Origin of the sequence: Wolbachia endosymbiont (group B) of Horisme vitalbata, assembly GCF_964028625.1 — a bacterium.
Lineage (GTDB): Bacteria > Pseudomonadota > Alphaproteobacteria > Rickettsiales > Anaplasmataceae > Wolbachia.
The window spans coordinates 458,839-484,311 of record NZ_OZ034797.1 but is presented as its reverse complement, the minus strand read 5'-3'; the positions used below and the strand labels follow the sequence as shown (position 1 = coordinate 484,311).

The following is a 25,473-nucleotide window of genomic DNA, read 5'->3' as shown; positions in this document are numbered from 1 at the left end:
TAGTGAGCAGGGTTATCTTTCTCTCTTATCTCTTTTATATCACGTTTTTAACTTACAAATTTCTTTTTCCATTATCATTCTTCTCAACCGTTGCTATTCTTTTATCGTTACTGTATATTTCTACTATCTTTACCTCATTTTTATTTCTTTCCATCCCTTCAATTTTGTCAGTGAAAAGACGGCTGATTTCTAAGCTACACCCAGGCTTAGAAATATTAATACTAAGATGATCATAATGATTAAGAGAACGTTTTGCATATGCGCATGGCACATAACATCCATCAAAAAAGGCAACTGCACTATCAGTTTTGAGAAATTCCTGTCCGTTACTCATCCCTTCTTCGACTCGAAGAAGATATCTACCCAACCTCTTTTTAAAATTCTTTCGCTTGTCTTCAGGAATAGACTTTTCATTCAATATACTTATTATTTCTTTTTGCTTACTTAATACTACATAATTAAAAAGGAAAATGTTCTTATTCCATCGATAATAATTCGCTATTTTGTCAAATGGATCTGCAGGCCAGCCTTTATTATAATTTACGTTATCCTTATCATCTTTACACAAATTATCCTTAAGGCCAAAATTCAATTTTCTAAAATCTGATAATACTTCTTCTACCCTATCTTCAAAAAATTGAAGTTTATTTTGAAATTCTTTCCCATAATTCATTTTCTCATTTATTTTAAGAAGATATTCACTAAATTTCTTCCTAAAATTTTCTTGATCTTTGTGGGCAAGCCTCTGATCTAATATATCTGTTATGTATTTTCGCTTATTCAATATTACGTAGTTAAAAAGGTCACTTTTTTTCCTCCTTTCATAATCTTCTGCTATTTCGTTAAAACACTCATTACTGTTCTTAAAATCCAATTTTTCGAAGTCTTGGAGCACGTTTTTTACATCATCCTCACTAAATTGAAGATTTGTTTGAGGAGACACGTCAGTTCTACTTTGATCATCAAGTTGAGGATTTTTTTTAGTAGATTGGACTAATAAACTTTCTGTGCTGTTAGAGAAAGAATGATTATTTTCTTCAGATTGAGAACTTTTCTTTTTAGACGTATTAGTAAAAAAATTAGTTAGTGAACTAAACATTAAGCACCTCTTAGTATTACTATTTAACTATAACTTAATGCCAAATGTTGTAAAGCTAAAATTAATATGTAAATTCATTTTTTTAAGACAATTATAAGTATCTTCCTTCTATAAAAATTTTATAATCAGCATATAACAAATGTTTAAGATATTGATTTTGTTTGTATTTTTATTACTTTACCAGGCAATATTATTAATGAATTAGTCAGACAAATATCTTGGCCAAACTTTACTCCATCCACAAACTCTCCATTTGTTACTCCAGTTGCAATGAACACTGATTCACTTCTTGCCATGTCTTTCACGGTGTAGATTTTTTCTGGGTCAGTGATATTCAAATTTTTTGCTCTTTCTTTTAATTGATCCGTGTCAAATATTAATCTTCCTTCTATCTGCCCACCGATTGAGCTTAGCGCTGCTGCTGCAAGCACTCCTTCTGGAGCTCCTCCTGTGCCGATATACATATCGTGATTGCCATTTATTAGCGAAACTATGGCTGCAACATCACCATCATCTATTAATTTCACTTTTGCTCCTAGCTTCCTAATTTTTGCTATTAATTCATCATGTCTTTCACGTTTAAGTACAGTTACTATAAGATCACTTGCTTTACATCCTTTTGCCTTGGCTAAATTGTCCAGATTCTTCTCAATCCTATTTTTTAGTGAGACTACACCCTCTGGGAGATTTTTTCCCACTGCTATCTTTTCCATATAAACATCAGGTGCATGTAAAAAATTACCTTTTTTTGTTGCAGCAAGAACAGACATTGCCCCTTGTTTATAATGAGCGCAAATCGTAGTGCCTTCAAGTGGATCAACAGCAATGTCAATCTCAGGGCCACTTCCTGTGCCAACTTTTTCTCCGATATATAGCATCGGTGCTTCGTCCCTCTCCCCTTCCCCAATCACAATTGTACCATTTATTTCCATTGAGTTTAGCACCGTACGCATTGCATCAACTGCAACCTGATCGGCCTTTTTTTCATTACCAAGGCCTGCCAATTTATATGCAGCAAGTGCTGCAGCTTCGGTTACTTTCACTAACTTATAGGCTAAATCTTCTATCATTTGCTCGAGAATCATAAATCAATATATATCATGCCATTTGATACTGCAAGATTACTTGACGGAATAATGAAAAAGTTGATATAATAAGCGTATAGCAATAATAGTAAGATTTGAATATGATCGGTAATTTAACTTATGAAGATGTAAAGAAATTTGTAACTGATAATCCTAATATAGCTGCTCAGAAATTTGGTGAGAAGCTAAAACAAAGTGGGCCAACAGATGCAAAGATTTGTGATTTGTTTATGGATATTCTCCGCTCAGGGACAAGCAGTATTTTAAATGATTATGATACATTTCTAAAAATTGTTGAATTGCTCGCAAAGTCAAATATTAAAATTGATATTGGAGATACTACTTCTAAAACTGTATTAGATTACGCTGTGTCAGGTGAAAAACCTAACGTTATAAAGATATTTTTGGATAGCGATAAATTTGATCAAGAAAGAAAATCGAATGCTTTGTTGACCGCCGTTAATGAAGGTAAAGTTCAAGAGTTTGAGATATTTTTAGATTACATAGATCATACGAAAATACTAGAGGTTCTTAACACAGCTACTTGCAATGAGGACACTGACATTATGAAGGTACTCTTGGATAACAAAAGATTTACTGGAGAAGAAAAAGTTCAGGCTCTGAGTCATGCCTCTATAGGTGGTGAACTAACAAAAGTTAGGTTACTTTTAAAGTATATGAAAGGCGTACCAGAAGATGGCATAAGAAATCTTTTAGGAATAATTGAAGAGAAAAAATTATCACTTAGAAAAGAACTTAAAATAGATTCTGAATTTAAAGTCGATTTCAGCAATTCTGATCACAATAAATATCTCTCAAGCTGTGTAATAATTGCACTGCTTAGATCAGCAATAAACAAGAAGCAAAACACACCTGATGGAGCGGAGTCCAATGTCAGTAATACAAGCACTGGTCTCACGCTAAATAATGATGACATTAGGAATCTGTGTCTTGATATAGATAGGGTTACAAAACAGGATAGCACAGTTACTAGTTTTGAAGATTTGCAAAAAAGGTTAAAAAGGAAGGGAATTAATCTTCAGAGCAAATGTGAAAAAAATGCTGTACTAGAATATGCAATTAAAGATCAAAATTTGAACGTTATAAAATTTCTCTTACAAAATGGAATGACCATCATCAATGCAATCGGTCAAGAAGGAAGGTATTACGTTAGCAAAATTGAAGGAGAAAAATCTATATTATGCTTTGTTGTCTCTTACACTGATGATGACAATGCTGAGATTCTGAGCACGTTACTGCAAAGTGTTAATGCAGAGCAATCAAAACTAGATCCTGAAAGTGAATTGTACAGATTATATCAACAGTTAAAGGATGATGCATTCTGCACTGCTATTGCAGAAAATAATTCTGTAGCAGCGACAGTGCTAATACAGAACGATCAAGAAACACGCGCATCAGCAGTAAACAAGGATGAAACACCTGTAGTAACAGGGACTGACCAGGTTGTTACTACGCCAAGCGTAGAAGAAAATAGAACAGAACCTAACAAAAATATTAGTAATAAACCTACGGCAACAGCGCCTCCAGTTAGTACTAATGGTAATAATAACAAAAATGAAGCACCTGTATCAACAAGGACTGGCCCAACTGTCACACCAAATAATGATAAGAAAGCTAACGGCTTTGTAGAGGCTCAATTTTCTCCACCACATGAAAAAGAAACTAAATACAAAAAAAGTAAGGAGAGTTTTTACGCCTCATTAAGGAGTGATGTTGTTGGAGTTGTTATTGCAGGATTGTTTGTTGCTGCTGCTGTGACGGTTCCATCTTTAGCTGGTGCATTAGTTTGCAGTGTCCTAGCTATTTTAGTTGTAATGGTAACTGGATTACATGTAAAAAATTTTACACTTCCAAGTTACAGCGAAATGAGAGAAAATAAGGTTGAACCTGTAAATTCAAGTTTGAGAAACCATGCAATCTAGCTCCTAGAATCACTTTTCAAACCAATTATAATTTCTTGATTGTTAAACCACTTTATCAAAATTAAGTGGGACTAGTGCGATTCGAACGCACGGCCTTCGGATTAGGAATCCAACGCTCTATCCTACTGAGCTATAGTCCCATGTCTTCTGCTATTTATGCAAAATTATAGCAAAAAGTCTCGCATTTTTCTAGGCACCCTGTACAATTAATTCACAATAATAAAAAATATTTCTGTATTTCTTGAATGTAATACTGTTATATTTAATAATACGATTCCAATTGAAAGATTAATGCTAGTTAACAATATTAGTTACTTTTATAGTAATCAAGATGGCTTTGCTTTAAGCAACATCAACATTCAAGTGAAGAAAGGAAGTGTTGCCTGTTTACTAGGTCATTCTGGCTGTGGCAAGTCAACAATTCTAAAATTAATCGCAGGAATAGAAAATCCAAAATCTGGAACCATTGTTATAAATGATAAATTAGTTGCAAGTAACAAAGTGTCAATTGCTATAGAGCGTAGAAATATCGGATTGATTTTTCAGCATTCTGCATTATTTCCTCATAAAACAGTAATAGAAAATATAACTTTTGCTATTTGCAGTACTTCTAAGAAAGAAAAATACCTTACTGCATTGGAAATCTTAAAGCTATTTAATATAGAAAAATATGAAAACATGTACCCTCATGCTTTATCAGGAGGACAGCAACAATTAGTTGCAATAGCAAGAGTAATGGCGCAAAATCCTGATGTTGTTTTGCTCGATGAACCATTTTCTAATTTAGATATACTGCTCAAATATCGAATAAGGCACCATATATTGTCACTTTTTAGAAGCAAAAATATTCCTGTACTCATGGTAACTCATGATCCGCAAGAAGCGTTGAAAGTTGCAGATTTTATTTACGTGATGAAAAATGGTAAAATTATTCAATCAGGAGTTCCTAGCTACATATACCACAGACCTAAAGATGATACGTTAGCAAAATTTTTTAGTGAGCTTCCTTTTACTCTACAGCTAAACTAAACTTAATGTTAGGCTAAAACTATTATAAGATAATTAAAAACTCTTGATTTATAATTCAATAAAAGTGATATAATTTATGTATCACTTGGCTTCAGTCAAGTTTTAATACCTAAAAGTTAATATTTTCAACGGAGGTACAAATGAGTTTAGGTCCATGGCAGCTGTTTCTAGTCTTAATAATAATCTTAGTTCTGTTTGGTGCAGGTAGGTTACCACAAGTTATGGGTGATTTAGGCAAAGGCATTAAAAACCTTAAACAAGAACTTAAGGATTCAGAGAAACTATCATCTAATGAACCAGATCGTTAGCTTCCTTATGTTTCGTGACACGCACTAAAGTGCGTGTCATTTGTTTAAACAAGGCTAAAGAATTGAAGAGGTATGATTGAAGTACAGTAATAATTATGTTAGTTAGAATGTTATTAAAGGTTAATCGTGGAAGAAAGTGAGAAATTGACTGAAGATAAAAAATTGGCCTCTGATATTCTAAAAGAGGTTGCAGATACCAATAACAACGATAGTGATAAAGTAACATTGTTCGACATCAAAACAGCTTTACATGAGCGCGGTTTTGGTATTTTAATAATCATCTTCTCTTTACCGCTATCAGTACCTATACCTGTTCCACCTGGCTATACAACCATTCTTTCTATACCTTTAATCTTATTTTCACTGCAGCTTCTATTTGGGTTTGATTCTCCTTGGATGCCTAATTGGCTAGAAAGGAAATCTTTTCAACGTTCAACACTAGCTCTCGTGGTAGAGAAAACTTCACCTATATTAAAAAAAATAGAAAAGTTCATGAAACCAAGAATGTCTTTTATTTTTCTTGGTCCAGGTGAAAAGATTCTAGCTTTTATGATGTTGCTTTGTGCAATAATAATAGCTCTTCCATTACCTTTTACTCACTTCCTTCCTGCAATTGGTATAACTCTTATTTCACTCGGCATTATGGGTAAAGATGGATTTTTATCTACGTTAGGAGTGTTAGTTTCATTCTGTGCGTTATTGGTTACCCTTATTGTAATAGTTAAAGGACCAAAACTTATAGCCGGAACACTTTCTCTTCTTAAAAGCCTTATAACTTAAAAGCTTTACAACACTTTAATAAAAGAATGAAGTACAGCATGAAATGAATAATCGATATTGAAATATAGCAATAACTATGTTAGTTAGAAGTTATATTGTTATTAAAGGGTAACTGTGGAAAAAAGTGTGAAATTGACTGAAGATAAAAAATTGGCCTCTGATATTCTAAAAGAGGTTGCAGATACTAATAATAACGATAATGATAAAGTAACATTATTTGATATTAAAACAGCTTTACATGAGCGTGGTTTTGGTATTTTAATAATCATCTTCTCTTTACCGCTATCAGTACCTATACCTGTTCCACCTGGCTATACAACCATTCTTTCTATACCTTTAATCTTATTTTCACTGCAGCTTCTATTTGGGTTTGATTCTCCTTGGATGCCTAATTGGCTAGAAAGGAAATCTTTTCAACGTTCAACACTAGCTCTCGTGGTAGAGAAAACTTCACCTACATTAAAAAAAATAGAAAAGTTCATGAAACCAAGAATGTCTTTCATTTTTCGTGGTCCTGGTGAAAATATTTTAGCATTTATAATGCTGCTTTGTGCATTATCGATAGCAATCCCACTTCCTTTAACTAACTTCATTCCTGCAATTGGTACAACTCTCATTTCACTGGGTATCATGAGCAAAGATGGATTTCTCTCTATAATGGGAGTATTAGTATCATTGTGTGGGTTATTACTTACTCTTGTCGTAATAGTTAAAGGACCACAGCTTATATTTGGAGCATTTTCTTTTCTAAAAAGCTTTGTATATGGTTAAGCTTTACAACACTTTAACAAAAAAAAAAGAGCCCTTTACACCGATCGATAAAGATCATATAAAAATGTACGTTTGTGGGCCAACAGTATATGATACAGCACATATAGGTAATGCACGTTCTATTGTTGTTTACGATGTATTATTTCGACTGCTTAAATTTTGTTATGGAAAAGTTACTTATGTGCGTAATATAACCGACATCGATGACAAGATAATCAATGCAGCAAATGAGAAAAATAGTAATATAGAAAGCATTAGCAAATATTACACTAAAACTTTTCATGAAGACATGGAAAGCATAAATTGTGCAGAACCAACATATGAACCAAAAGCAACGGAAAACATAGATAACATTATCAAGTTAATTGAGTCTTTGCTGCAAGCTGGTCATGCTTATGAATCCAATAAACATGTATATTTTAGTGTAGAATCTTACCCTGAATACGGCGTTTTATCAGGAAAAAAAATTGATGAATTAAACTACGGTAGTAGAGTTGAAGTTGGTGAAAATAAAAAACACCCAGGAGACTTCGTACTTTGGAAACCTGCAAACGAAACTGACTATAAACTTTCAAGTCACTGGAATAGTCCATGGGGAGAGGGAAGACCAGGGTGGCATATAGAATGTTCAGCAATGTCATATGCTTACCTTGGCAAAGATTTTGACATTCACGGTGGGGGTATAGACTTGCAATTTCCTCATCATGAGAATGAAATTGCACAGAGTAAATCTGCATTTGCTGAGTCAACGTTTGCAAAATATTGGGTACACAACGGGTTTCTTACGGTAAATGAAGAGAAAATGAGCAAATCCTTATTTAATATAGTCAAAGTAAGGGATTTGTTAGATAGTGGAATAAAGGGTGAAGTAATACGTTATGCGCTGCTTAAAACTCACTACAGAAAACCACTTGATTGGACAGAAAATGTTATCTCTGAGTCGCAAGAAACTTTAAACAAGTTTTATCGGTTATTACGTAGTACATGTATTGAGGAAAGTGATGCAGAAGTCTCTAAAGATTTTATAGAGGCTTTGAAAAACGATTTAAACATTCCTGAAGCTGTAGCCATATTGCATGAAATGGCTACAGAAATCAATAAGACAAGTAATGAATGTGAGAGGCTCAAATTAACTAAGAAGTTTGTTAAAAGCGCAAGGTTCATTGGTATTCTTGAGTCAAGTTATCAAGAGTGGTTTGCAAGTGGTGTGAGTCATCAAGAAATAGAAAGGTTGATAGACTTAAGAAAAGTAGCAAAACAAAATAAAGATTATGATACTGCAGACAAAATAAGAGAGCAATTGAAACAAATGGGGGTTACAATTTCTGACAACGAAGATGGTACAACAACTTGGTATGGAAAATTATCTCCTATTGTTTATAGATAGCCTAGTATCATCGCTTATCTTACCCATACATCAAGGTTTTGTACTTTACACTATGTTATGCTTTAGGTCAAACTACGATCAACTACTTATATTACTTTTTGGAGTATTAGGATCCAGTCTTGGTGGAATAGCTAACTGGTATTTAGGTAGAATAACAATTTTTATCAGAAGATCACATCACAAATTAGAGAATGAAGACAAAACACCAAAAATTGTAAGGCACCTACTGATTTGTGCAGTTGCATTGCTTTCGTGGGTACCAGCACTTGGAAGTGTGACTCAGATTTTATCCGGTTACTTCAAGTTAAACCTTTATATTCTTGTTCCCTTAATTATTTTATCTAACTTCCTCTGTTTGTTGTATCTAACGTTTACCATCTAACTAAACATCAATAAACAACTTTTCTTCTGGTCATATTGAGCTAAATTTCTTCTTCAAACTACCTTTTAAAATGCTTTTATTAGTTTTTGTCATAATACGATCAAATACTCCTAATAACCTCTTAAGTAAGCTTGGGGTTAGCGAAGAGATAGGATTAACAGATACGTTGTTGTTTTTATCATCACCATTTGCTTTGTAGTCTATTGAAATAATCCCCCTACTCTTCCCACCAGTCAGAAGTTTTCCGATTATAGGGATTTTCAACAAAGATTTGTTAATTGAGTATGCCGGTATTACTTGTCCTTCAACCTGGAATTTATAACCCTTAATATCGAGCGTACCACTAGTGCTAATGCCTAGTTCCGCTCCTTCAAGCCAAGATTCTTCAATTTCAACAGTGCCATCTTTATATGAAAAAGGTGCATTACACTTATAAAAATGTACACCTTCGTTCTTTATAGCATTTACAATACCAGGCAGTGAAGACATTGATAATAAAGTGGTAAGCAGTGGAGCATCTTTGATATAGAAATTGCTGATAGATAACATACCATAATGTTCTCCATTTTCTCTCTTAGAAGATAGATAAAGAGATAATTTGCCATTTTTAACTGATTTACCAATACCTAAAGAACGCAAAAGCATACCTGAATTATCCGAATATATTTCAAGCCCTATTTCACTATGTTCTACTAGTATATTACTGTTATCTTCTAAAAACTGTCCTGTGAATTGACTTCCACTACAATCACCTTTAGCACAAGTTACATTTAGCTTAGCATCTTTTATGATAATTCCTTCTTTCATAATTATATTATCAACATTCATAGTAACTTCTATTTTGTTATTTAATCGATTACTATCTTTGCCAAGTAAACCTAACACATCACTTAAGTTGATTTTCTCACCGTGAATAGTTATGGCATTTTTCTCCTTACCTGATTCAATTTCTATACTAAAATTATTATCAGGTAATTTAAAGTTGCTAGAATTTAAATATAGATTTCCATTTTCTACTCTTCCGCTAAATTTTATGTCTAGATCATTTCCTACAACGTCTAGTTTGTCTATTAGCAACTCACCTACTCCTTTTAGCCTTGTAGAAAATAAAACTTCATTGTGATCTTCAAAATGGTTTTTCCACCCTAAGTAGCTTGAACGCAACTCGAGCTCTGATAAATCTATATTACCATTAACGTACCCTGTTTTGTCTTGATACATTACTGACTCTATATTTGCATTGATATAACCATCACCGAAATTAAGTATTTGAGCAGGTAAATCTCCAGTCAAACTCCAGGCAAAATTTTCATTTTTATTGCTACTTTTGAGGTCAAATAGAAGCTGTGTATTATTTACCATACCACTGCCATTTAAATCTATAAAGTCACTCCCAAAATCGAGCTTAATATCATACTTACCAAAACTTCCATTATACACCACCAAATTATCAATTTCAGAATGAAATTTGGCCGAAAAATCTACTTTTTTATCACTAGAGTTTAGATTAAAAATGCGAAAATTGAATACAGACTTTGCTATTCCACCTACTTTATCTCTTTCAAGTTTTACCACATCATCCAGCTTAAATCTTATAGGCTCATATAACCCATAAGCATCACTTACAGCCTGACCATTAATGGTAAGAACAGAATCTTCTTTATTGAGAGAGTTCATTTCAATATGACCACTATTGATAGTAAAATTCTGAAACTTAGCTCTATTTACAATAATTTTGAGATTGTTATCCTTGAGAGTTAACTCACCGTTCAACTTCTCCACTCGTTCAAAATCCTCATCAAATTGAACGCTGCCATTTTCTATATCAGCAACAATTACAATACCTGACAGATCATCATTTATTAAACTATCGATTTTACCGTTAAAACTTATAATTGTATTTATAATATTCCCATCAATATTATTACAATACCACTTTCTAAATTCATTGTTCACTAGACCATCTGGTACATAAGTACATAAATCTTTTGCAACAAGTTTACTAATATTAACTCTAAGCAAAGCATGATTTGTGCCAAAGTTCATTTTGCCAATCAAAGAAAGGTAAGTATCATTTAACTTAAAATGAAAGTTTTTTACGCTAATGATTTCATCACTATATGTCAAATTTACATTTACATTAGTCAAGGCTAAGTTTTTACCTGAGTGACTCTCTGTATTTAACACGTATATGTTTCCATCCATAACTTCATCCTTTCCATTAATTCTCATTGAGAAGTTCCCTTTGAACCCTATTTCTTTGTCCAAATTGTAACTTTTAACTAGTGTGGAAAACTCGTTAAATAGCCCCAACTTTAGGTTATAAAATGTTCCATACAAATTTAACAAATTATTGCGATTTTTTATCATAATAGATAAATCATCTAGAATCCCCTTTTTATCTTTTGTATGAACACGAATATCCAAAACATTAAAATTTTCCTCCTTTCCTACATATACTTTATCAATGAAGAATTCACCTTCCGTGCTTTTATTGACAGCAATGTTAGTAATTTCAATCCTTGAGTCTGCATTTAAGTAGAAAAAAATTTTTCTTATTGTCTTCAGCAGATTTTTTGTACTACTCATCTTATCTGTCATTACAGATGTTGTTATTCCTCTGGTCTCTTCCTTCTTGATATATATGTGTACATTACCAGCTAAAACCTGAGAGAACTTTTTGGAACTTAACTTAAAGTGTACGAAAAGCTCAGGAACTTCTATGGTAAAGTCAGGATTTGTTATTTTTAAATCTGTAATGACTAGCTTGCCATCTTTCTGCCAAATAACCGAGGTACTCTCCATGCTGACATCCGAATTGGTAAATATCTTTAATATTTTTTTCTTTATATAAAAATTAATATAACTAATATTGATTTCTAAAGGACCTTCCCCTTTAAAAGGGATAAAGAAGCAGAATATAAATAATAAAATTATAGAAAATGATAGAGCTATTTTTTTAAGCATCGATTATTGCTTTTCTTGCTAAGCTGTCGGCTTCTTCATTGTATTTATCACCATTATGCGCTTTCACCCACTTCCAGTTAATCTCATGTTGCAAAGCAACATCGTCTAATTCTTTCCATAATTCTATATTTTTTACTGACTTCTTATTACTTGTCTTCCAGCCGTTCATTTTCCACTTATTTATCCATTCTGTTATACCGTATTTAATATAGAGGCTATCCGTATACAAACTGATATTACAAGGAAATTTTAATACCTTCAGTCCATTGATCACTGCTGTTAACTCCATTTTATTATTTGTAGTATTTTCTTCTCTACCACAGATGTTCTTTCTATGATTTTGAAATAATATGATTGCTGCCCACCCTCCTGTCCCTGGGTTACCAGAGCATGCTCCATCTGTGTATATTGTCACTTCCTTTTTCTTCATCTTTAACTGTAGTGAATTAATAAAGTATATCGTTGCTTCTATAAAATCACAATTTTTATAGATATAGAGGCAATTTAAGCCGCACCTTTAAATTTTATTATGGAAATAAAAAAAAGTGCTACAACGAGCATTATTAGAAGAGAAAGTAAAAGATAGTTTTTATGTTCTTTCATGGTTAAAACAAATCAATAGAGCAGTAAATAACGCTGGCAAACAGAGAAAATAGATAAGAAATCGAATAAGAAAACATTTTTTTCTGCGAGCTATGACTCTTAAGCCTTATAACGGATGCAGCAAACCAAATAAAAACACACCCTTCAATAATTGCCATACTGAGGTAAAATAGAGCCTTTTTCAAAAATAGTGCTGGAAGTAAGCTAGTTAATACGAGTAACACGCTATAGATTAATATATATTTCCTCGTTTTTTCTGGACCATAAACGATATTGAACATTGGAATCGATGCTTTTGTATAATCTTCAGATCTATTTAAGGATAGAGCCCAAAAATGTGGTGGAGTCCACATAAAAATTATTAAAAATAGAATACAACTTTCCCAGCTTACAGAGTCAGTTACAACCGCCCAGCCAATCATTGGAGGAAAAGCACCTGCTGCACCACCAATAACAATATTCTGCGGAGTACGCCTTTTGAGCCAAATTGTATACACAAAAACATAAAATAATATGCTAATTGCAAGCAAAGCAGCAGAAACATAGTTCACTGCTATTGCCATGATAAATACTGACAATATTCCAAGAGTTATGCCAAATTCAAGCGCGCTTTCTGCAGAAACTCTACCTGAAGGTATAGGGCGGTTTTTTGTTCTCTCCATAAGCAAGTCTATATCTCTGTCATACCACATATTTATTGCACCTGCAGATCCTGAACCAAGAGCAATGCACATAAGAGATATTAGTGCAAGGAAAGGATGAATGCTACCTGGTGCAGCAACCATTCCAGCAATTGCAGTAAACACTACAAGGTACATTATCCTTGGCTTCAGCAAATGCCAAAAATCCAGTATTGTTGATTCAACATTTAGCAAAACACTTGTGTACATTCTATTTTATCACTGGTGGTTTTTCAAAAGTATGAAAAGGCGGTGGTGAAGATACCGTCCATTCTAAAGTGTCACCTTCCCAAGGATTATCTCCAGTTTTTTTGCCCCACTTAAAGAGATGTATAACTATAAATACAAAAAACATAACTGAAAGAAAGGACATATATGAGCCAATTGAGGATATATAATTCCAAGGGATAAACGCGTCGGGATAATCAGGTATACGCCTTGGCATACCTGCTAATCCCAGGAAATGCTGGGGTAAGAAAGTGACATTGGTGCTAATAAAAGTGAGCCAAAAGTGTATCTTTCCTAAACACTCGTTATATTGCTTACCTGACATTTTGCCTATCCAATAATAAAAACCGGCGAAAGCTCCAAATAATGCAGCAAGCGACATGACATAGTGAAAGTGAGCAACGACATAATAGGTATCGTGCAAAAGCTTATCTATTCCACCGTGAGAAAGAATTATTCCGGTTATACCACCTCCAACAAACATGAAAATAAAACCTAATGCAAACAGCATTGGTGTCTTCAATTCAATCGCTCCACCCCACATAGTTGCAATCCAACTAAAGACTTTTACACCAGTTATAACACCAATGAAAATTGTGCTAGTGCTAAAAAATATAGCAGCATCCTCGCTAAGCCCAACAGTAAACATATGGTGAGCCCAAACCATGAAGCCAAACGTTGCTATTCCTATCATGGCATAAACCATTCCCATATAACCAAATACTGGTCTATGAGAAAAAGTTGACACAATCTGACTGATGATACCAAATGCAGGAAAAATAATTATGTAAACTTCTGGATGACCAAAAAACCAAAACAGATGTTGAAATAACACAGGATCACCACCACCAGCAGGATCAAAAAAGGAGGTACCTATATTACGATCAGTGAGCAGCATAGTTATAGCACCAGCAAGTACCGGTAAGGCAACAATTAACATAAATGACGTGAGTAAAATAGACCAAACAAATAGTGGTATCTTAGTTAGTGACATACCTTTTGCACGCATATTGAATATGGTAACTATAAAGTTGATCGCCCCAACAATTGATGACATACCAGCAATATGAAGTGCAAGTATAGCAAGATCAACTCCTGCACTTGGGTGGGACATAATTTGCGACAAAGGTGGGTATAAAGTCCATCCTGTTCCAGGACCTTCGCCAGCAAATACCGAGAGGATAAGCAAAATAAAAGATGAAACTAACAACCAAAAACTTAAATTATTCATACGAGGAAATGCCATATCTGGTGCACCAATCATGAGAGGTACGAACCAATTACCAAATCCTCCCATTAAGGCTGGCATTATCATAAAAAACACCATTATTACCGCATGCCCTGTAATCATTACGTTATATAGCTGGTAATTATTGTTAAGTATATTAATGTGCATTAGCTGAGTACGAATAATTACCGATAATAATCCACCAATAATTCCAGCTAATATGGAAAAAATAATGTATAGTGTCCCTATATCTTTGTGATTAGTAGAAAACAGCCAACGTCTTATACCTTTTGGTACATCACTCATATCTATACTCCAAACTTAACTTACTAATTTTTTATCTTCAATCCACTTATTAAAATCTTCTTTACTCACTGCTTCAACAACAATTGGCATAAATCCATGACCTTGACCACATAGTTCATAACATTGCCCATAATAAATACCGGGCTTTGTAACGTTAAACCATGCTTCATTCAGCCTACCTGGTATTGCATCAATTTTTATACCAAAAGCCGGTATTCCCCAGCTATGTATTACATCTCCTGCTGTCACTTGTAAACGAATATTAGTATTGATAGGTAAAATAACGTTATTATCAACAGAGAATAGTTTTAAATCTCTTTCGGTAAAGTCTTCTTTTCCTTTTATATAGCTGTCAAATGAAATACCTTGATATTCTGGGTACTGGTAACTCCAATACCATTGATGACCAATAACTTTTAGTGTTATGTCAGCTTTTGGCACTTTCTCCTGTAGTTTAATTAATTCAGCATTTTTAAAAGCCAATACCCCAACAATAATCGTTGGTATAACAAACCAGATAATTTCTACAAAGATATTATGAGTTATTTTACTGACATTTTTCACTTTGCCCTTACGAAAGCGAAATACTACATAAGCAAGCAGGGCCCATACAAAAAGCATAATTGCAATCATTACACTCATCACAAACGAATGTGACTTAACTACAGCCTCCATTATCTCAGTTGCAGGCGCAGGAAATCCAAATTGCCAAGAAGTAGGAGCAGAAGCAATTGATATGTTTGAGTAAAACATTATCAATAATGCAAATAACTTCACCATATTTTTTGCTGTAAAACTAACTGTATAATAATATATATACACTTACTATGCAAACAGAGATTATAGAATGTACAAAAGTGTTTTGCTAAATATTGAATCAAAAGTAAATGATGATTAATGTTTTTTTAGCATTTAATAAATATACTAATACGATACTAACTTGAGGAAAAAGCATTTACATGAATCTATTTTAAGTTAAAATATTATAATATTTTAAGTTAAGTATTTACTTTAAGGAAGTTCTATAATAAGTTTAATAGTGTCTGTTATTGCTAATAACCCTCTAGCCTCACACCTAAAAGCAGTAACAGACACTATTAAACTTTAGGTAAGTTTGCCTATTTATAATTCATTAAGGTAAAAATCTTACTAATTCCTTTAATTCTATTATACAGCTGAGTTTACTAATTAACCTTTAATGTTTACGTTAGCATTTGCATCTTAAATCAAAGATTTACATATTATAGAAAATAATTATAAAATAATACACTACTTGTGTGTAAATTTTTTTGCATATCAAACTCTGTAAACAAATTTTTTAGAAAAGCAAAATAAATTATCTCTCTATGAAAGATCTATCGAATGTTGCAATTATAGGTGTAAACAAGAACGATAAAAGAGTGCGGGATTGAGTAACTATATATACTTCTGCTGGCATACCAGGATATAGGTATACGTTTTTAAATTGAGCAAGTTCTGATTTTGGTATCACCACTCGCACTGAATAATAACGCCCCATCCTTGGATCATCAAGAGCATCAGGGGAAATATGGTTTACTATACCGTTAATTAAACTTAAGCGACGTGCACTATAAGCGCTCAGCCTTACTTTAACTTTTAGCCCTTCTAGTCCGTCGATAGAGACTATATTGCTATCTTTCTTTTTTGCTGACAGTATCTCTTCTATGTTTCTGGTTAGAACTTTAGCATCTATTATTAGATCATCATCTGATGGTACTATACTCATGATTGGAACTCCAGATTGTATAACACCACCTTCAGTGTGGTATCTTATATCTGTAACTATACCATCTTGAGGTGATTTAATTATTGTACGTGCTAACGAATCTTCAGCAACCATCAGCCTCTCTTTTAAGTCTGCAATAGATGTATTGACTTCCTTAAGCTCAGCATTTGCTCTTTCTTGAGCATCATTCTTCACATTTATAATCTCTAACTCATTTTCTCCAATCTTTTGCTGTACTTGAGATATTGCAGAACGGTAATGTCCAACTCTACCCTCAATTTCAGCAAACTGTTTTTCTAAAGCTAAAATGTGTGGTTTGCTTATATGGCCACTATCAAGTAATTGTCTTTTTGTTTCTAACTCCTCAGTTATCAAGTCATATTGCTTATGGGCTGCATTTAGTTGAAAATTTAGCCCTGCTAATTCATCATTTAACTGCTTTATACGTTGTTGCAGTATGTCAGTTTTTCCTAATATACTCTTTCTCTGAGAGTTGAACAACTTTACCTGATTCTTTATCGCTTTATTTACAAGTTCATCGTTAGATAATCTTTTAACCTCATCAGAAAATTCTAGCGTATCTAAGTCTCCCCTAATTGCAATAAGTCTTGCTTCAGTTGCCAAAAGTGATAAGAGTTTTTCTTTAATTATACTCAAATTTGCCTTTTCGTTAACATCACTTAATAAAACTAAAGGCTCATCTTTTTTAACTGTTTGACCTTCTTTTACTAAAATTTTGCTTATTATTCCCCCACCCAAGTGTTGCACTATTTTTCTATTTGAAGAGACAATAACTTCTCCACTTGCATGCACTGCTCCGTCAATTGGAGCTATAGCCGACCAAATACCACCTATTCCAAAAAAGATGAATATCACCACTAAACCAAAAAATAGTGGTCCCCATGTGACTTTTAGGACTTCATTTGCGTTATTACTCTCACGTTTAAAAATAAAATTTATCATCGCATCAATCCATGCGAACGTCTTATCCAAAAATTGATATTTCTTCTTTCTATTTCCTGCCCTTTGCATATCTATATCATCACTACCAATCAGGCCTGTCAAAGAAAGTCCAGCACTAAGCTTTTTTAACTTACTCATTATAATACTACTGCGAATTCTTGTTAATCAGGATAACACACAAAAACAAAGAATCTATATCTTAAGTACTCTACTTAGACTATGGAACATCAGAATAAACTATTTAGTAACAATTCTTATACTCTATTGAATGGTTCAGCATTAGGCTAGAAAATCAAAAAGGTTTTACAATAACCATAATAACTATAATTATTATTAACACTGTTACTGCTTCGTTTAAAACACGAAAATAAACGTGAGTTTTCTTATTCAAGCCCACTACAAAATTTTTCCTATGCTTTGCAAGTAGGACATGAATAGCAAACATTAAGAATAATGCTAGCGCTTTTACATGAAACCACCCTTCGTGATATGGTTCCCTAATAATCATTAGCATAATTCCAAAACTAAGGGAGAAAAGCATTGCAGGGTTTATGATATATCTAAGGAGTCTCTTCTCCATTATTTGAAGTAAGCTGTCATTTTCTGACCCTGGTTTTACAGATGCATGGTAAACATAAAGCCTTGGCAAATAGAGCATACCTGCCACCCACATAATTACAGAGATAACGTGAAAAGCTTCAAGCCAGTGATAGTAGTCCATATAGATAGTATTATAAAATGTTAAAAATTTCTGGTATGATCTCAATTTAATAAAAGAAAGTCAATATGAAAGCAGAAAATTTCACTAAAGAACAGGTGATTGGATTCTACAGAAAAATGCTTCTCATACGCAGATTTGAGGAAAAAGCAGGACAATTATACGGAATGGGATTAATAGGCGGATTCTGTCACTTATCAATAGGGCAAGAAGCAGTTGCAGTTGGGACTCAAGCTGCATCAAAATCTGGTGATGCTTTTATCACAAGCTATAGAGACCATGGCTTAATGCTTGCATGTAATTCTGATCCGAATGTTGTGATGGCAGAACTAACCGGCAAAGAAACAGGGTGTTCAAAAGGCAAAGGTGGCTCCATGCACATATTTGATGTTGAAAAAAATTTCTTTGGTGGACATGGAATAGTAGGTGCACAAGTCCCAATTGGCACAGGAATAGCATTTGCTAATAAATACAAGAAAAAAGATAACGTTGTATTCACATATTTTGGTGACGGTGCTGCAAATCAAGGACAAGTATATGAATCATTTAATATGGCATCTTTGTGGAAGTTACCTGTGGTTTATATCATAGAAAATAACGAATACGCAATGGGAACTTCTGTACAAAGATCAACTTTAGTAACTGAACTATATAAAAGAGGAGAGAGTTTTGGTATTCCTGGAAAACAAGTTGATGGAATGGATTTTTTCTCTGTCTATGAGTTAACAAGTGAAATAGCTGAGCACGTACGTGGGGGAAAAGGACCTATCTTGCTTGAAATGAAGACATATCGATATCGTGGACATTCAATGTCAGATCCTGCTACTTATCGCTCAAAAGAAGAAGTTGAAGATATGAAGCAAAATCATGATCCTATAAGCACCCTAAAGCAGTATATAACAGACAATAAAATCGCTTCTGATGAAGAATGCAAAGCTATTGATAAGGAAATACGAGATTTAGTAAAAAAGTCAGAAGATTTTGCTAAAAATAGTAAAGAGCCAGGCATTGATGAACTATATACTGATGTTTATAAATTTGTTAGCTAATCAGTTGCCATCAAAATTATGTTTTGGCCTACTATAGATATTTTTTGGCAGCACTTAACTTTATTATATAACAGCCTAGTCAATAGAAACTGTAGTAACTCTTATATTATTGATATACACCGCTCTTGGATCATAGGTTAAATGAGTTTTATTTGACTTTTTGTGCTAGTTTGCAGAATATAAAGTTATTAATTGAATAAAATACATGACAAAAGAAAACTGGGAGACAGTAATTGGACTTGAGGTACACGCTCAGGTTTCTTCTAAGACAAAGCTATTTTCTAGTTCACTAACGGAATTTGGCACTGAGCACAATACTCAAGTTTCTCTAGTTGATGCAGCAATGCCAGGTACACTACCAGTATTAAATTATAGCTGCATAGAGCAAGCAATATGCACCGGACTTGCAATTTCTGCAGAAATTAATAAATGCTCTTACTTTGACCGGAAAAATTATTTTTATCCCGATTTACCACAAGGTTATCAAATAACCCAGTTCTTTGAGCCAATAGTTAAAAATGGCAAAGTTTTTATCAATAATAATGAAAAAGAAATAAGAATCGCAAGAATTCACTTAGAGCAAGATGCAGGAAAGAGTATTCATGAAGAAAGCAAAACTTACATAGATTTAAATCGTGCAGGTGTTGCTTTAATGGAAATTGTTTCAGAGCCAGATCTTCGTTCATCTGCAGAAGCTGCAGAATTCATGAAAAAATTGAGGCAGATTTTGCGTTACATCGGTTCATGTGATGGTGATATGGAAAAGGGGTCACTTCGCTGTGATGCAAATGTTTCTGTTCGCCCAAAGGGCAGTAGCACATTTGGCACTCGTTGTGAAATAAAAAACTTAAATTCAATACGTTATATTGTACAAGCTATAGATTATGAAGCACAAAGGCAGATCAAAATTTTGGAAAGCGGAGGAGAAATAAGTCAAGATACCTTATTGTTTGATGTCACTTTAGGAAAAACAAAAGTGATGAGAAGCAAAGAAGATTCAAGTGACTATAGATATTTCCCTGAACCTGATTTGCTACCTGTTGAAATAAGCCAAGACAAAATTGATTCTATTAAATCATCTTTACCCGAGTTGCCAGATCAAAAAAAACTTCGATACATAGCGGAATTAGGTATCAATGAATATGATGCAGACGTTATCACTTCTGATAAAGAAATTGCCGATTATTTTGAAAAATTAGCAAAAAAGCATGATTCAAAGATTGCAGTTACCTGGTTAACCGTCGAGCTTTTCGGTCGTTTAAATAAAACAAATATTGATATTGTTAGCTCTCCAATTAAAGCAGATGCTTTATCCGAGCTCCTCGACTTTATCGTCGATGGAACGATCTCTGCCAAACTTGGTAAACAAGTTTTTGATATTATGTTTGAAACTGGAAAGCCTGCATCCCTTATTATAGAAGAACAGGACCTCAAGCAAATAACCGATAGAGGTCAAATATCAGAAATTATCGACAAAACCATCAATAGCAATCAAGATAAAGTTCAAGAATACAAAAGCGGTAAAACAAGATTGTATGGTTTCTTTGTTGGTGAAGTCATGAAACTCACCAAAGGAAAAGCCAGCCCCGATGTTGTGAACTTGGTTTTGAGTGAAAGATTAGGACAAAAACAGGGGTAATGTATCTAGAAGATGATTCTAATTGGGGGTTAAAACGCACTTACCATGGTATTCCCTTTCAAGAGTTATTGATCGTAATATCTCTAATGCATGAGATGGATATAACATCTCTCATGTCTAAGATGGGTAAAGAATATTCTTTCTCCATAGACACAGAGTTAGAGTCAGCTCAAGGTTTTGATGACATTTTTGTCCAGAATGAGCAAAATAAAGATATAGTACATAAGTTTATACAAGCTAAGCACAACCAAGATGGAACTAAAAAAATCAGTGTAAGTAGCTTGTTAACAAAAAGTGGTAAGTTTAGTATTTTAAAACTTTTTCTTGCCTATCTAAAAATCAAAAATAATGCAAAGTTTAGTGGTGGAACAAAGCATTTTCTTTTTGCTACGAATATGGATCTTGATTCACCATATTCAATACAACACGAAGTAAGAAATCTAAGAGCAATGTTAAGTGGAGAAAATAAAGGAAAAGAACTTTCATTTGTAAGAATAGACACAAAAGATGAGTTTCTGGATATAGGTGATAGTGCAAAATATAGAATTAGTGATTCAGATGGTAGTATTGCTCAATACTTGAAGCAAAATATGGATTTTATAAAGCGTGAGATAGGTAAGGAAGTCAGCAATAAAGAGATAGAGGACTTTTTAAATGAACTGGTGTTCGTCGTTAACTTACCCCATGAAGCTCAGCTAAGAGAATTATTGCTAGGTAAGTTGAGTAGTAGGTTGAACAAAAAGTTTGGCTATATTGGTGAAAATCAAATCTTTTGTAATAATCTTCTAAAAAAAATATCAGACTGGGTAAAAGATATAAAAGCGCGTCCTCTTTCGTACAAAGAAGGAGAAGAACTTTTTCGAGAAATTGAGCAATTTCCTAAGACTTTAAGTGAAATAGAGAGAGAAGTAAAAGAAGGGAATAAAGGAATAGATGAAATAGTAGAACAACAGCGTAAGGATAGTAAAAAACTGCATGAAATACATGTAGCTGTAACAGCACAAAATAACAAGCAGATAGAGGAGCCTATTTGGTTTAAAATAATAGAGCCAGTTGCATTTTTTACTGGAAGAAATAGTGAATTAAAAGCCTTACATGATGCACTACAAAGGAGTACGGTCAGGCCAGCAATTATATCTCAGGTTGCTACTATTAGTGGTCTTGGGGGGATAGGTAAGAGTGAATTCGCTAGGCAATATGCTTACACATATGGAAAGGATTATTATGCTAACGTTATCTGGATAAATGCTGAAAGCGTTGAAACTATGAAAAATTCTTTCTTGGGGTTAGTTAAGGATGATAGATTAGGCATTTCTACCAAAGATAGGTACGAAAGGGACAAGACGATAGAAAATATTGTTAGAGAAATATATGCTTTCTTTGCAAGAAGGAAAGGAAAAAGCCTATTCATTTTTGATAATGCTGAGGGATATGAAAACATTAAAAGATTTTTACCTTCATCTTTACACCCTAGACATAAAAAACCTTACATTTTAATTACTTCTCGTGACTGTAAGTGGAATGTGAGAGGAGAAAGTGATATAAAAGTAATACAATTAGATAAGTTTGGTGAAGTAGAAGCTTTAGAATTTGTTAGAAAAGCTTTGAACATAGAGAATAATTTACAGGATAGGGAAATAGAAGAGCTAACAAGAGAATTACAATATTTTCCATTAGCTTTAGGACAAGCAGTTGTATATATCCAAGATCGAAATGAGGAATCGAGATTAAGAGGTGATAAGAGGTTTAAAATAAGTGATTACTTAAAAGAGTATCAACAAAATGCAGGAGAATTGCTTAAGAAAGGAATTTATGAAAATGAAGATCGTTATACTAAAACAGTTTTGACAACTTGGAATGTCACGATGACATATATATGCAAGGAATATGGCTTTGAAGCATTAAACATTTTTGAAATAATGGCCTATCTTGCTCCTGATGATATTCGTATAAAAGAAATTTTTTCAAAGTCAATAGCGGATGATAAAGAAAAGCTGTGGAATGCTGTTGAACTACTTAATCGATATTCAATGATTAAGTTAAGGGAAGGGATAGTAAATATCCATAGTCCAGTACAGAAAGTAACAAGATTAAAATTGCAAGAGAAAGGTAGAGAGGAAGAAGTTCTTAGGAAAGCTCTAAATTTGGTGAACATTGGTGATGTAGCAAAAGATAATAAAATTCATGTTGCATTTATTTGGGGATATGCGAGTAAACATGGTAAGTTGATTGATGATTTTTACAAAGATACTAATTTACATTTGCTTGTTGAAAATGGTGATTATAAAGCTATTAAAAACTTATTAGCATATATAAAGAGAAAACATCAAAATAAGCTTAGTGGTATCGTTAATGCTAAAAATGGTTGTGATATTGCTCCATTGCATTTAGCTGCTGGGAATGGGGAATTGGACATAGCAAAACACCTGATCAATGAAGGTGCTAATATTGACGCTAGGGACTGTTTTTACCAAACGCCATTGTACTGGGCTGCTAAGAGTGGAGAGTTAGACATGGTAAAATATCTTGTAAATAAGGGTGCTAGTGTTGGTATTAAAGATAATTATGGCTGGACTGTGTTGTACTGGGCTGTTGAAAGTGAAAGTTTTGATATAGCAGAATACCTTATAAAAGAAAAAGGTATGGGTATTGATGTTAGTGCTAAGTACAGCAATGGCAAAACTATGTTACATGAGGCTATCAGGTTTGCAAAACTAGATGCAATAAAGTACCTGATTGATAAAGGAATTGATATTAATATCAAAAACGGATATGGTGATACTCCATTGCATTGGGCTGCTATCAGGGAAAAAGTTGATGTGGTAAGATATTTTGTAGAACAAGGTGCTGACGTTAACGCTAAAAATAATGAGGGAAAGACAGCATTGGATTATGTAACTGATAATCAAGAGCTTGTGGAGTTGCTTTTAACCCATGATGAAAGTGTTGAAGTAGCTTAAGAGAAAATTATTTATCTGTTTATTTTAACGTCCCAAAAATGTTTAACAAAAGTGTGTCAAACTGAATTTTTAGTTTAACTCAATTTTCAATAGATTTCTTGCATAAACAGGTGTCATCCCAGCTGGAACCCAATATCTGGATTCCAGTGTCACGCGCTGGAATGACATCAACTTTTGAATTCGAGTTATGCAAGAAATCCAACATATTAGGAACGACAATATCAGGTTGAGATGTAGTTCATATGTAAAGGTAACCTCTACTTTTCCTCAGCTTTCTTTCTAGGCTCTGTAAACAAAATTTTAAAGAAGCCATATAGTGTAGCTAGAGACATTTTTAGTCAACTGAGTAATTTTGTTCCTCTAGCCTGAGGTCAAAATAAATTTGAATGGGTTTCCCAGTACGTCAACAAGTGCATGAACTTTAGTCGCAAATCCCCGTCCTCAATTAATTTGACCTGCTAACATTTTGTACACAGAGCCTAGCTCTTTTGCTATTTGCTTGACTTGTTTCTTTACATAGATTCTAATTTAAATTCTGCTGTCTATTCTCTTTCATTCACAACCTTTTGCAAAACGTTTTGCTTTCTCTCTGCTGGTCACTATTGCTTATATAAAGCAAGTACAGTACTGAATGATGTTGCAAGCACTCAGTTCGGCAATACTATCGATTTAAGACGAAGTTAAGATTTCGATTTTTTATTCAAACTTTTCTGAAAGTTTTTATACATATTGAAGACATCTTGATAATTTAGGTGAGTGTAAACTTGAGTAGTTTCAAGGCTTGAGTGGCCAAGCAGCTGTTGTATTGATCTTATGTCAATATTTTCCTGAAGCAAATGAGTAGCAAAACTATGGCGAAATGCATGTGGAGATAAAATTTCTGGTAAGTTTAAAAATCTTCTTATTTTTTGCAAACGATTAGCAACATAAGTTCTTCCCAATTTTTTTCCTCTTACCCCCACAAAAAGATGTCCCGCTTCGTCAAAGTGGGGACAAGCTTTTATATATTTTTGTATACACTTTTTTACTACTGGAAGAATAAATACCTGCCTTTGTTTATCTCCCTTACCTGTTACTATTAAACTTTCATTGCTAATATCACTAACCTTAAGATTCAGTGCTTCAGTGATTCTTAAGCCCGTACCATATAGCAGAACGACAATTGCAATTTCTCTTTTTACCACCCAAGGCTCGCCTAGATCAGGCAATTTCATTTCTTTCAATAGAGTTTCTATGTTAGATATTGAAAGTGCTTTAGGTAGAGTTCTTCTCTGAATTGGCCTTGATAAAGAAAATACCGCTTCATTATTTATTTCATAATTGTTTTTTATATATTTGAAAAAATTTCTGATTACTGACAATGCGCGAGTGTTAGATCTCGCATTTACACCTCTTGCATAACGAGAGGTAAACCAACTTCTCAGTTCAGGTATGCTTAATTTTTCTAAAGAGCCAACATTTACTTCTTCACCAATGTGAGTATTTAGGAAATTTATAAGATCTTTGAGGTCCCTCATGTATGACTCCAAAGTGTTTGGTGAGTAAGACCTGTTGTACTTTAGCCAATCATACCATTTTTCAATGATTGAACCGAGGTCCAC

Annotated in this window: 20 protein-coding genes and 1 tRNA gene; 10 read left to right on the top strand and 11 right to left on the bottom strand. The window is 33.6% G+C overall.

Translation table 11 applies throughout. From position 1 onward, the window contains the following. Positions 1-52: 52 nt before the first annotated feature. Together ABWU56_RS02450 and glpX are read right to left on the bottom strand one after the other, a co-directional pair. Complete coding sequence (locus ABWU56_RS02450) at positions 53-1,099, bottom strand: hypothetical protein (RefSeq protein WP_353281767.1); 1,047 nt, start codon at positions 1,097-1,099, stop codon at positions 53-55. Between the two features lie 143 nt (positions 1,100-1,242). Beyond that, positions 1,243-2,166, bottom strand: a complete 924-nt coding sequence (gene glpX, locus ABWU56_RS02445; protein WP_007302771.1) for a class II fructose-bisphosphatase — start codon at positions 2,164-2,166, stop codon at positions 1,243-1,245. 119 nt (positions 2,167-2,285) lie between these two features. Between glpX and ABWU56_RS02440 the strand changes: the two genes are divergently transcribed. After that, a complete protein-coding gene (locus ABWU56_RS02440) occupies positions 2,286-4,127 on the top strand; it encodes an ankyrin repeat domain-containing protein (RefSeq protein ID WP_353281765.1) in 1,842 nt (613 codons plus the stop codon). 66 nt (positions 4,128-4,193) lie between these two features. Here ABWU56_RS02440 and ABWU56_RS02435 read toward each other — a convergent pair. Continuing rightward, a tRNA-Arg gene (locus ABWU56_RS02435) sits at positions 4,194-4,267 on the bottom strand. Positions 4,268-4,418: 151 nt separating this feature from the next. On the opposite strand from ABWU56_RS02435, the gene ABWU56_RS02430 reads away from it, so the two are divergent. The 6 genes from ABWU56_RS02430 to ABWU56_RS07475 all read left to right on the top strand — a co-directional run bounded on the left by ABWU56_RS02430 (position 4,419) and on the right by ABWU56_RS07475 (position 8,784). Then, positions 4,419-5,156, top strand: coding sequence for an ABC transporter ATP-binding protein (locus ABWU56_RS02430; protein WP_007302769.1), 738 nt, complete (start codon positions 4,419-4,421; stop codon positions 5,154-5,156). A 140-nt stretch (positions 5,157-5,296) separates the two neighbouring features. Further along, the gene (locus ABWU56_RS02425; RefSeq protein ID WP_006013840.1) at positions 5,297-5,464 is read left to right on the top strand and encodes a twin-arginine translocase TatA/TatE family subunit; all 168 of its coding nucleotides are present in this window, start codon (positions 5,297-5,299) and stop codon (positions 5,462-5,464) included. A 126-nt stretch (positions 5,465-5,590) separates the two neighbouring features. Next, a complete protein-coding gene (locus ABWU56_RS02420) occupies positions 5,591-6,244 on the top strand; it encodes an exopolysaccharide biosynthesis protein (protein ID WP_007302768.1) in 654 nt (217 codons plus the stop codon). Between the two features lie 114 nt (positions 6,245-6,358). Next, positions 6,359-7,015 (top strand): exopolysaccharide biosynthesis protein, encoded by a 657-nt coding sequence (locus ABWU56_RS02415; RefSeq protein ID WP_007302767.1) that lies wholly within the window; start codon positions 6,359-6,361, stop codon positions 7,013-7,015. Continuing rightward, positions 7,008-8,402, top strand: coding sequence for a cysteine--tRNA ligase (cysS, locus tag ABWU56_RS02410; protein WP_064085935.1), 1,395 nt, complete (start codon positions 7,008-7,010; stop codon positions 8,400-8,402). Before ABWU56_RS02415 ends, cysS begins: the two co-directional genes overlap by 8 nt. Beyond that, entirely contained in the window at positions 8,371-8,784 is a 414-nt protein-coding gene (locus ABWU56_RS07475) for a YqaA family protein (protein WP_012481730.1), read from the top strand. The genes cysS and ABWU56_RS07475 overlap by 32 nt, the downstream gene beginning before the upstream one ends. A 30-nt stretch (positions 8,785-8,814) precedes the next feature. On the opposite strand, the gene ABWU56_RS02405 is transcribed toward ABWU56_RS07475, so the two are convergent. The 7 genes from ABWU56_RS02405 to hemJ all read right to left on the bottom strand — a co-directional run bounded on the left by ABWU56_RS02405 (position 8,815) and on the right by hemJ (position 18,227). Then, a complete protein-coding gene (locus tag ABWU56_RS02405; protein WP_353281763.1) occupies positions 8,815-11,751 on the bottom strand; it encodes an AsmA-like C-terminal domain-containing protein in 2,937 nt (978 codons plus the stop codon). Next, positions 11,744-12,181, bottom strand: coding sequence for a ribonuclease HI (gene rnhA, locus ABWU56_RS02400; protein ID WP_010401349.1), 438 nt, complete (start codon positions 12,179-12,181; stop codon positions 11,744-11,746). Before rnhA ends, ABWU56_RS02405 begins: the two co-directional genes overlap by 8 nt. 175 nt (positions 12,182-12,356) lie before the next feature. Beyond that, positions 12,357-13,244, bottom strand: a complete 888-nt coding sequence (locus ABWU56_RS02395) for a heme o synthase (protein ID WP_010401351.1) — start codon at positions 13,242-13,244, stop codon at positions 12,357-12,359. A 1-nt stretch (position 13,245) separates the two neighbouring features. Continuing rightward, a complete protein-coding gene (gene ctaD / locus ABWU56_RS02390) occupies positions 13,246-14,796 on the bottom strand; it encodes a cytochrome c oxidase subunit I (protein ID WP_139686463.1) in 1,551 nt (516 codons plus the stop codon). 15 nt (positions 14,797-14,811) lie between these two features. Continuing rightward, positions 14,812-15,576 (bottom strand): cytochrome c oxidase subunit II, encoded by a 765-nt coding sequence (gene coxB, locus ABWU56_RS02385; RefSeq protein ID WP_264375831.1) that lies wholly within the window; start codon positions 15,574-15,576, stop codon positions 14,812-14,814. A gap of 556 nt (positions 15,577-16,132) precedes the next feature. Then, positions 16,133-17,644, bottom strand: coding sequence for an HlyD family type I secretion periplasmic adaptor subunit (locus ABWU56_RS02380; protein ID WP_264730728.1), 1,512 nt, complete (start codon positions 17,642-17,644; stop codon positions 16,133-16,135). A 154-nt stretch (positions 17,645-17,798) separates the two neighbouring features. Then, on the bottom strand, positions 17,799-18,227 hold the full coding sequence (gene hemJ / locus ABWU56_RS02375; protein WP_006013861.1) for a protoporphyrinogen oxidase HemJ: 429 nt from the start codon (positions 18,225-18,227) through the stop codon (positions 17,799-17,801). Between the two features lie 65 nt (positions 18,228-18,292). Between hemJ and pdhA the strand changes: the two genes are divergently transcribed. From pdhA to ABWU56_RS02360, 3 genes are all read left to right on the top strand, one after another. Then, positions 18,293-19,273 carry a pyruvate dehydrogenase (acetyl-transferring) E1 component subunit alpha gene (pdhA, locus tag ABWU56_RS02370; protein WP_108784629.1) on the top strand — a complete coding sequence of 327 codons (981 nt, stop codon included), beginning with the start codon at positions 18,293-18,295 and terminating at the stop codon, positions 19,271-19,273. A gap of 205 nt (positions 19,274-19,478) precedes the next feature. Then, positions 19,479-20,912, top strand: coding sequence for an Asp-tRNA(Asn)/Glu-tRNA(Gln) amidotransferase subunit GatB (gatB, locus tag ABWU56_RS02365; protein ID WP_353281760.1), 1,434 nt, complete (start codon positions 19,479-19,481; stop codon positions 20,910-20,912). After that, the gene (locus ABWU56_RS02360) at positions 20,912-23,872 is read left to right on the top strand and encodes an ankyrin repeat domain-containing protein (protein WP_353281759.1); all 2,961 of its coding nucleotides are present in this window, start codon (positions 20,912-20,914) and stop codon (positions 23,870-23,872) included. The genes gatB and ABWU56_RS02360 overlap by 1 nt, the downstream gene beginning before the upstream one ends. A gap of 680 nt (positions 23,873-24,552) precedes the next feature. Here the strand turns inward: ABWU56_RS02360 and ABWU56_RS02355 are convergent. Further along, positions 24,553-25,473: a tyrosine-type recombinase/integrase gene (locus ABWU56_RS02355; RefSeq protein WP_264704403.1), complete on the bottom strand. Its 921-nt coding sequence runs from the start codon at positions 25,471-25,473 to the stop codon at positions 24,553-24,555.

Bases quoted from the DNA above. Each gene is read 5' to 3' on its own strand.
- coxB (WP_264375831.1), bottom strand. From the start codon at position 15,576: ATGGTGAAGTTATTTGCATTATTGATAATGTTTTACTCAAACATATCA.
- rnhA (WP_010401349.1), bottom strand. From the start codon at position 12,181: ATGAAGAAAAAGGAAGTGACAATATACACAGATGGAGCATGCTCTGGT.
- ABWU56_RS02395 (WP_010401351.1), bottom strand. From the start codon at position 13,244: ATGTACACAAGTGTTTTGCTAAATGTTGAATCAACAATACTGGATTTT.
- gatB (WP_353281760.1), top strand. From the start codon at position 19,479: ATGACAAAAGAAAACTGGGAGACAGTAATTGGACTTGAGGTACACGCT.
- cysS (WP_064085935.1), top strand. From the start codon at position 7,008: ATGGTTAAGCTTTACAACACTTTAACAAAAAAAAAAGAGCCCTTTACA.
- ABWU56_RS02360 (WP_353281759.1), top strand. From the start codon at position 20,912: ATGTATCTAGAAGATGATTCTAATTGGGGGTTAAAACGCACTTACCAT.
- ABWU56_RS02440 (WP_353281765.1), top strand. From the start codon at position 2,286: ATGATCGGTAATTTAACTTATGAAGATGTAAAGAAATTTGTAACTGAT.
- ABWU56_RS07475 (WP_012481730.1), top strand. From the start codon at position 8,371: ATGGAAAATTATCTCCTATTGTTTATAGATAGCCTAGTATCATCGCTT.
- ABWU56_RS02430 (WP_007302769.1), top strand. From the start codon at position 4,419: ATGCTAGTTAACAATATTAGTTACTTTTATAGTAATCAAGATGGCTTT.
- ctaD (WP_139686463.1), bottom strand. From the start codon at position 14,796: ATGAGTGATGTACCAAAAGGTATAAGACGTTGGCTGTTTTCTACTAAT.
- ABWU56_RS02405 (WP_353281763.1), bottom strand. From the start codon at position 11,751: ATGCTTAAAAAAATAGCTCTATCATTTTCTATAATTTTATTATTTATA.
- hemJ (WP_006013861.1), bottom strand. From the start codon at position 18,227: ATGGACTACTATCACTGGCTTGAAGCTTTTCACGTTATCTCTGTAATT.
- pdhA (WP_108784629.1), top strand. From the start codon at position 18,293: ATGAAAGCAGAAAATTTCACTAAAGAACAGGTGATTGGATTCTACAGA.
- ABWU56_RS02450 (WP_353281767.1), bottom strand. From the start codon at position 1,099: ATGTTTAGTTCACTAACTAATTTTTTTACTAATACGTCTAAAAAGAAA.
- ABWU56_RS02425 (WP_006013840.1), top strand. From the start codon at position 5,297: ATGAGTTTAGGTCCATGGCAGCTGTTTCTAGTCTTAATAATAATCTTA.
- ABWU56_RS02380 (WP_264730728.1), bottom strand. From the start codon at position 17,644: ATGAGTAAGTTAAAAAAGCTTAGTGCTGGACTTTCTTTGACAGGCCTG.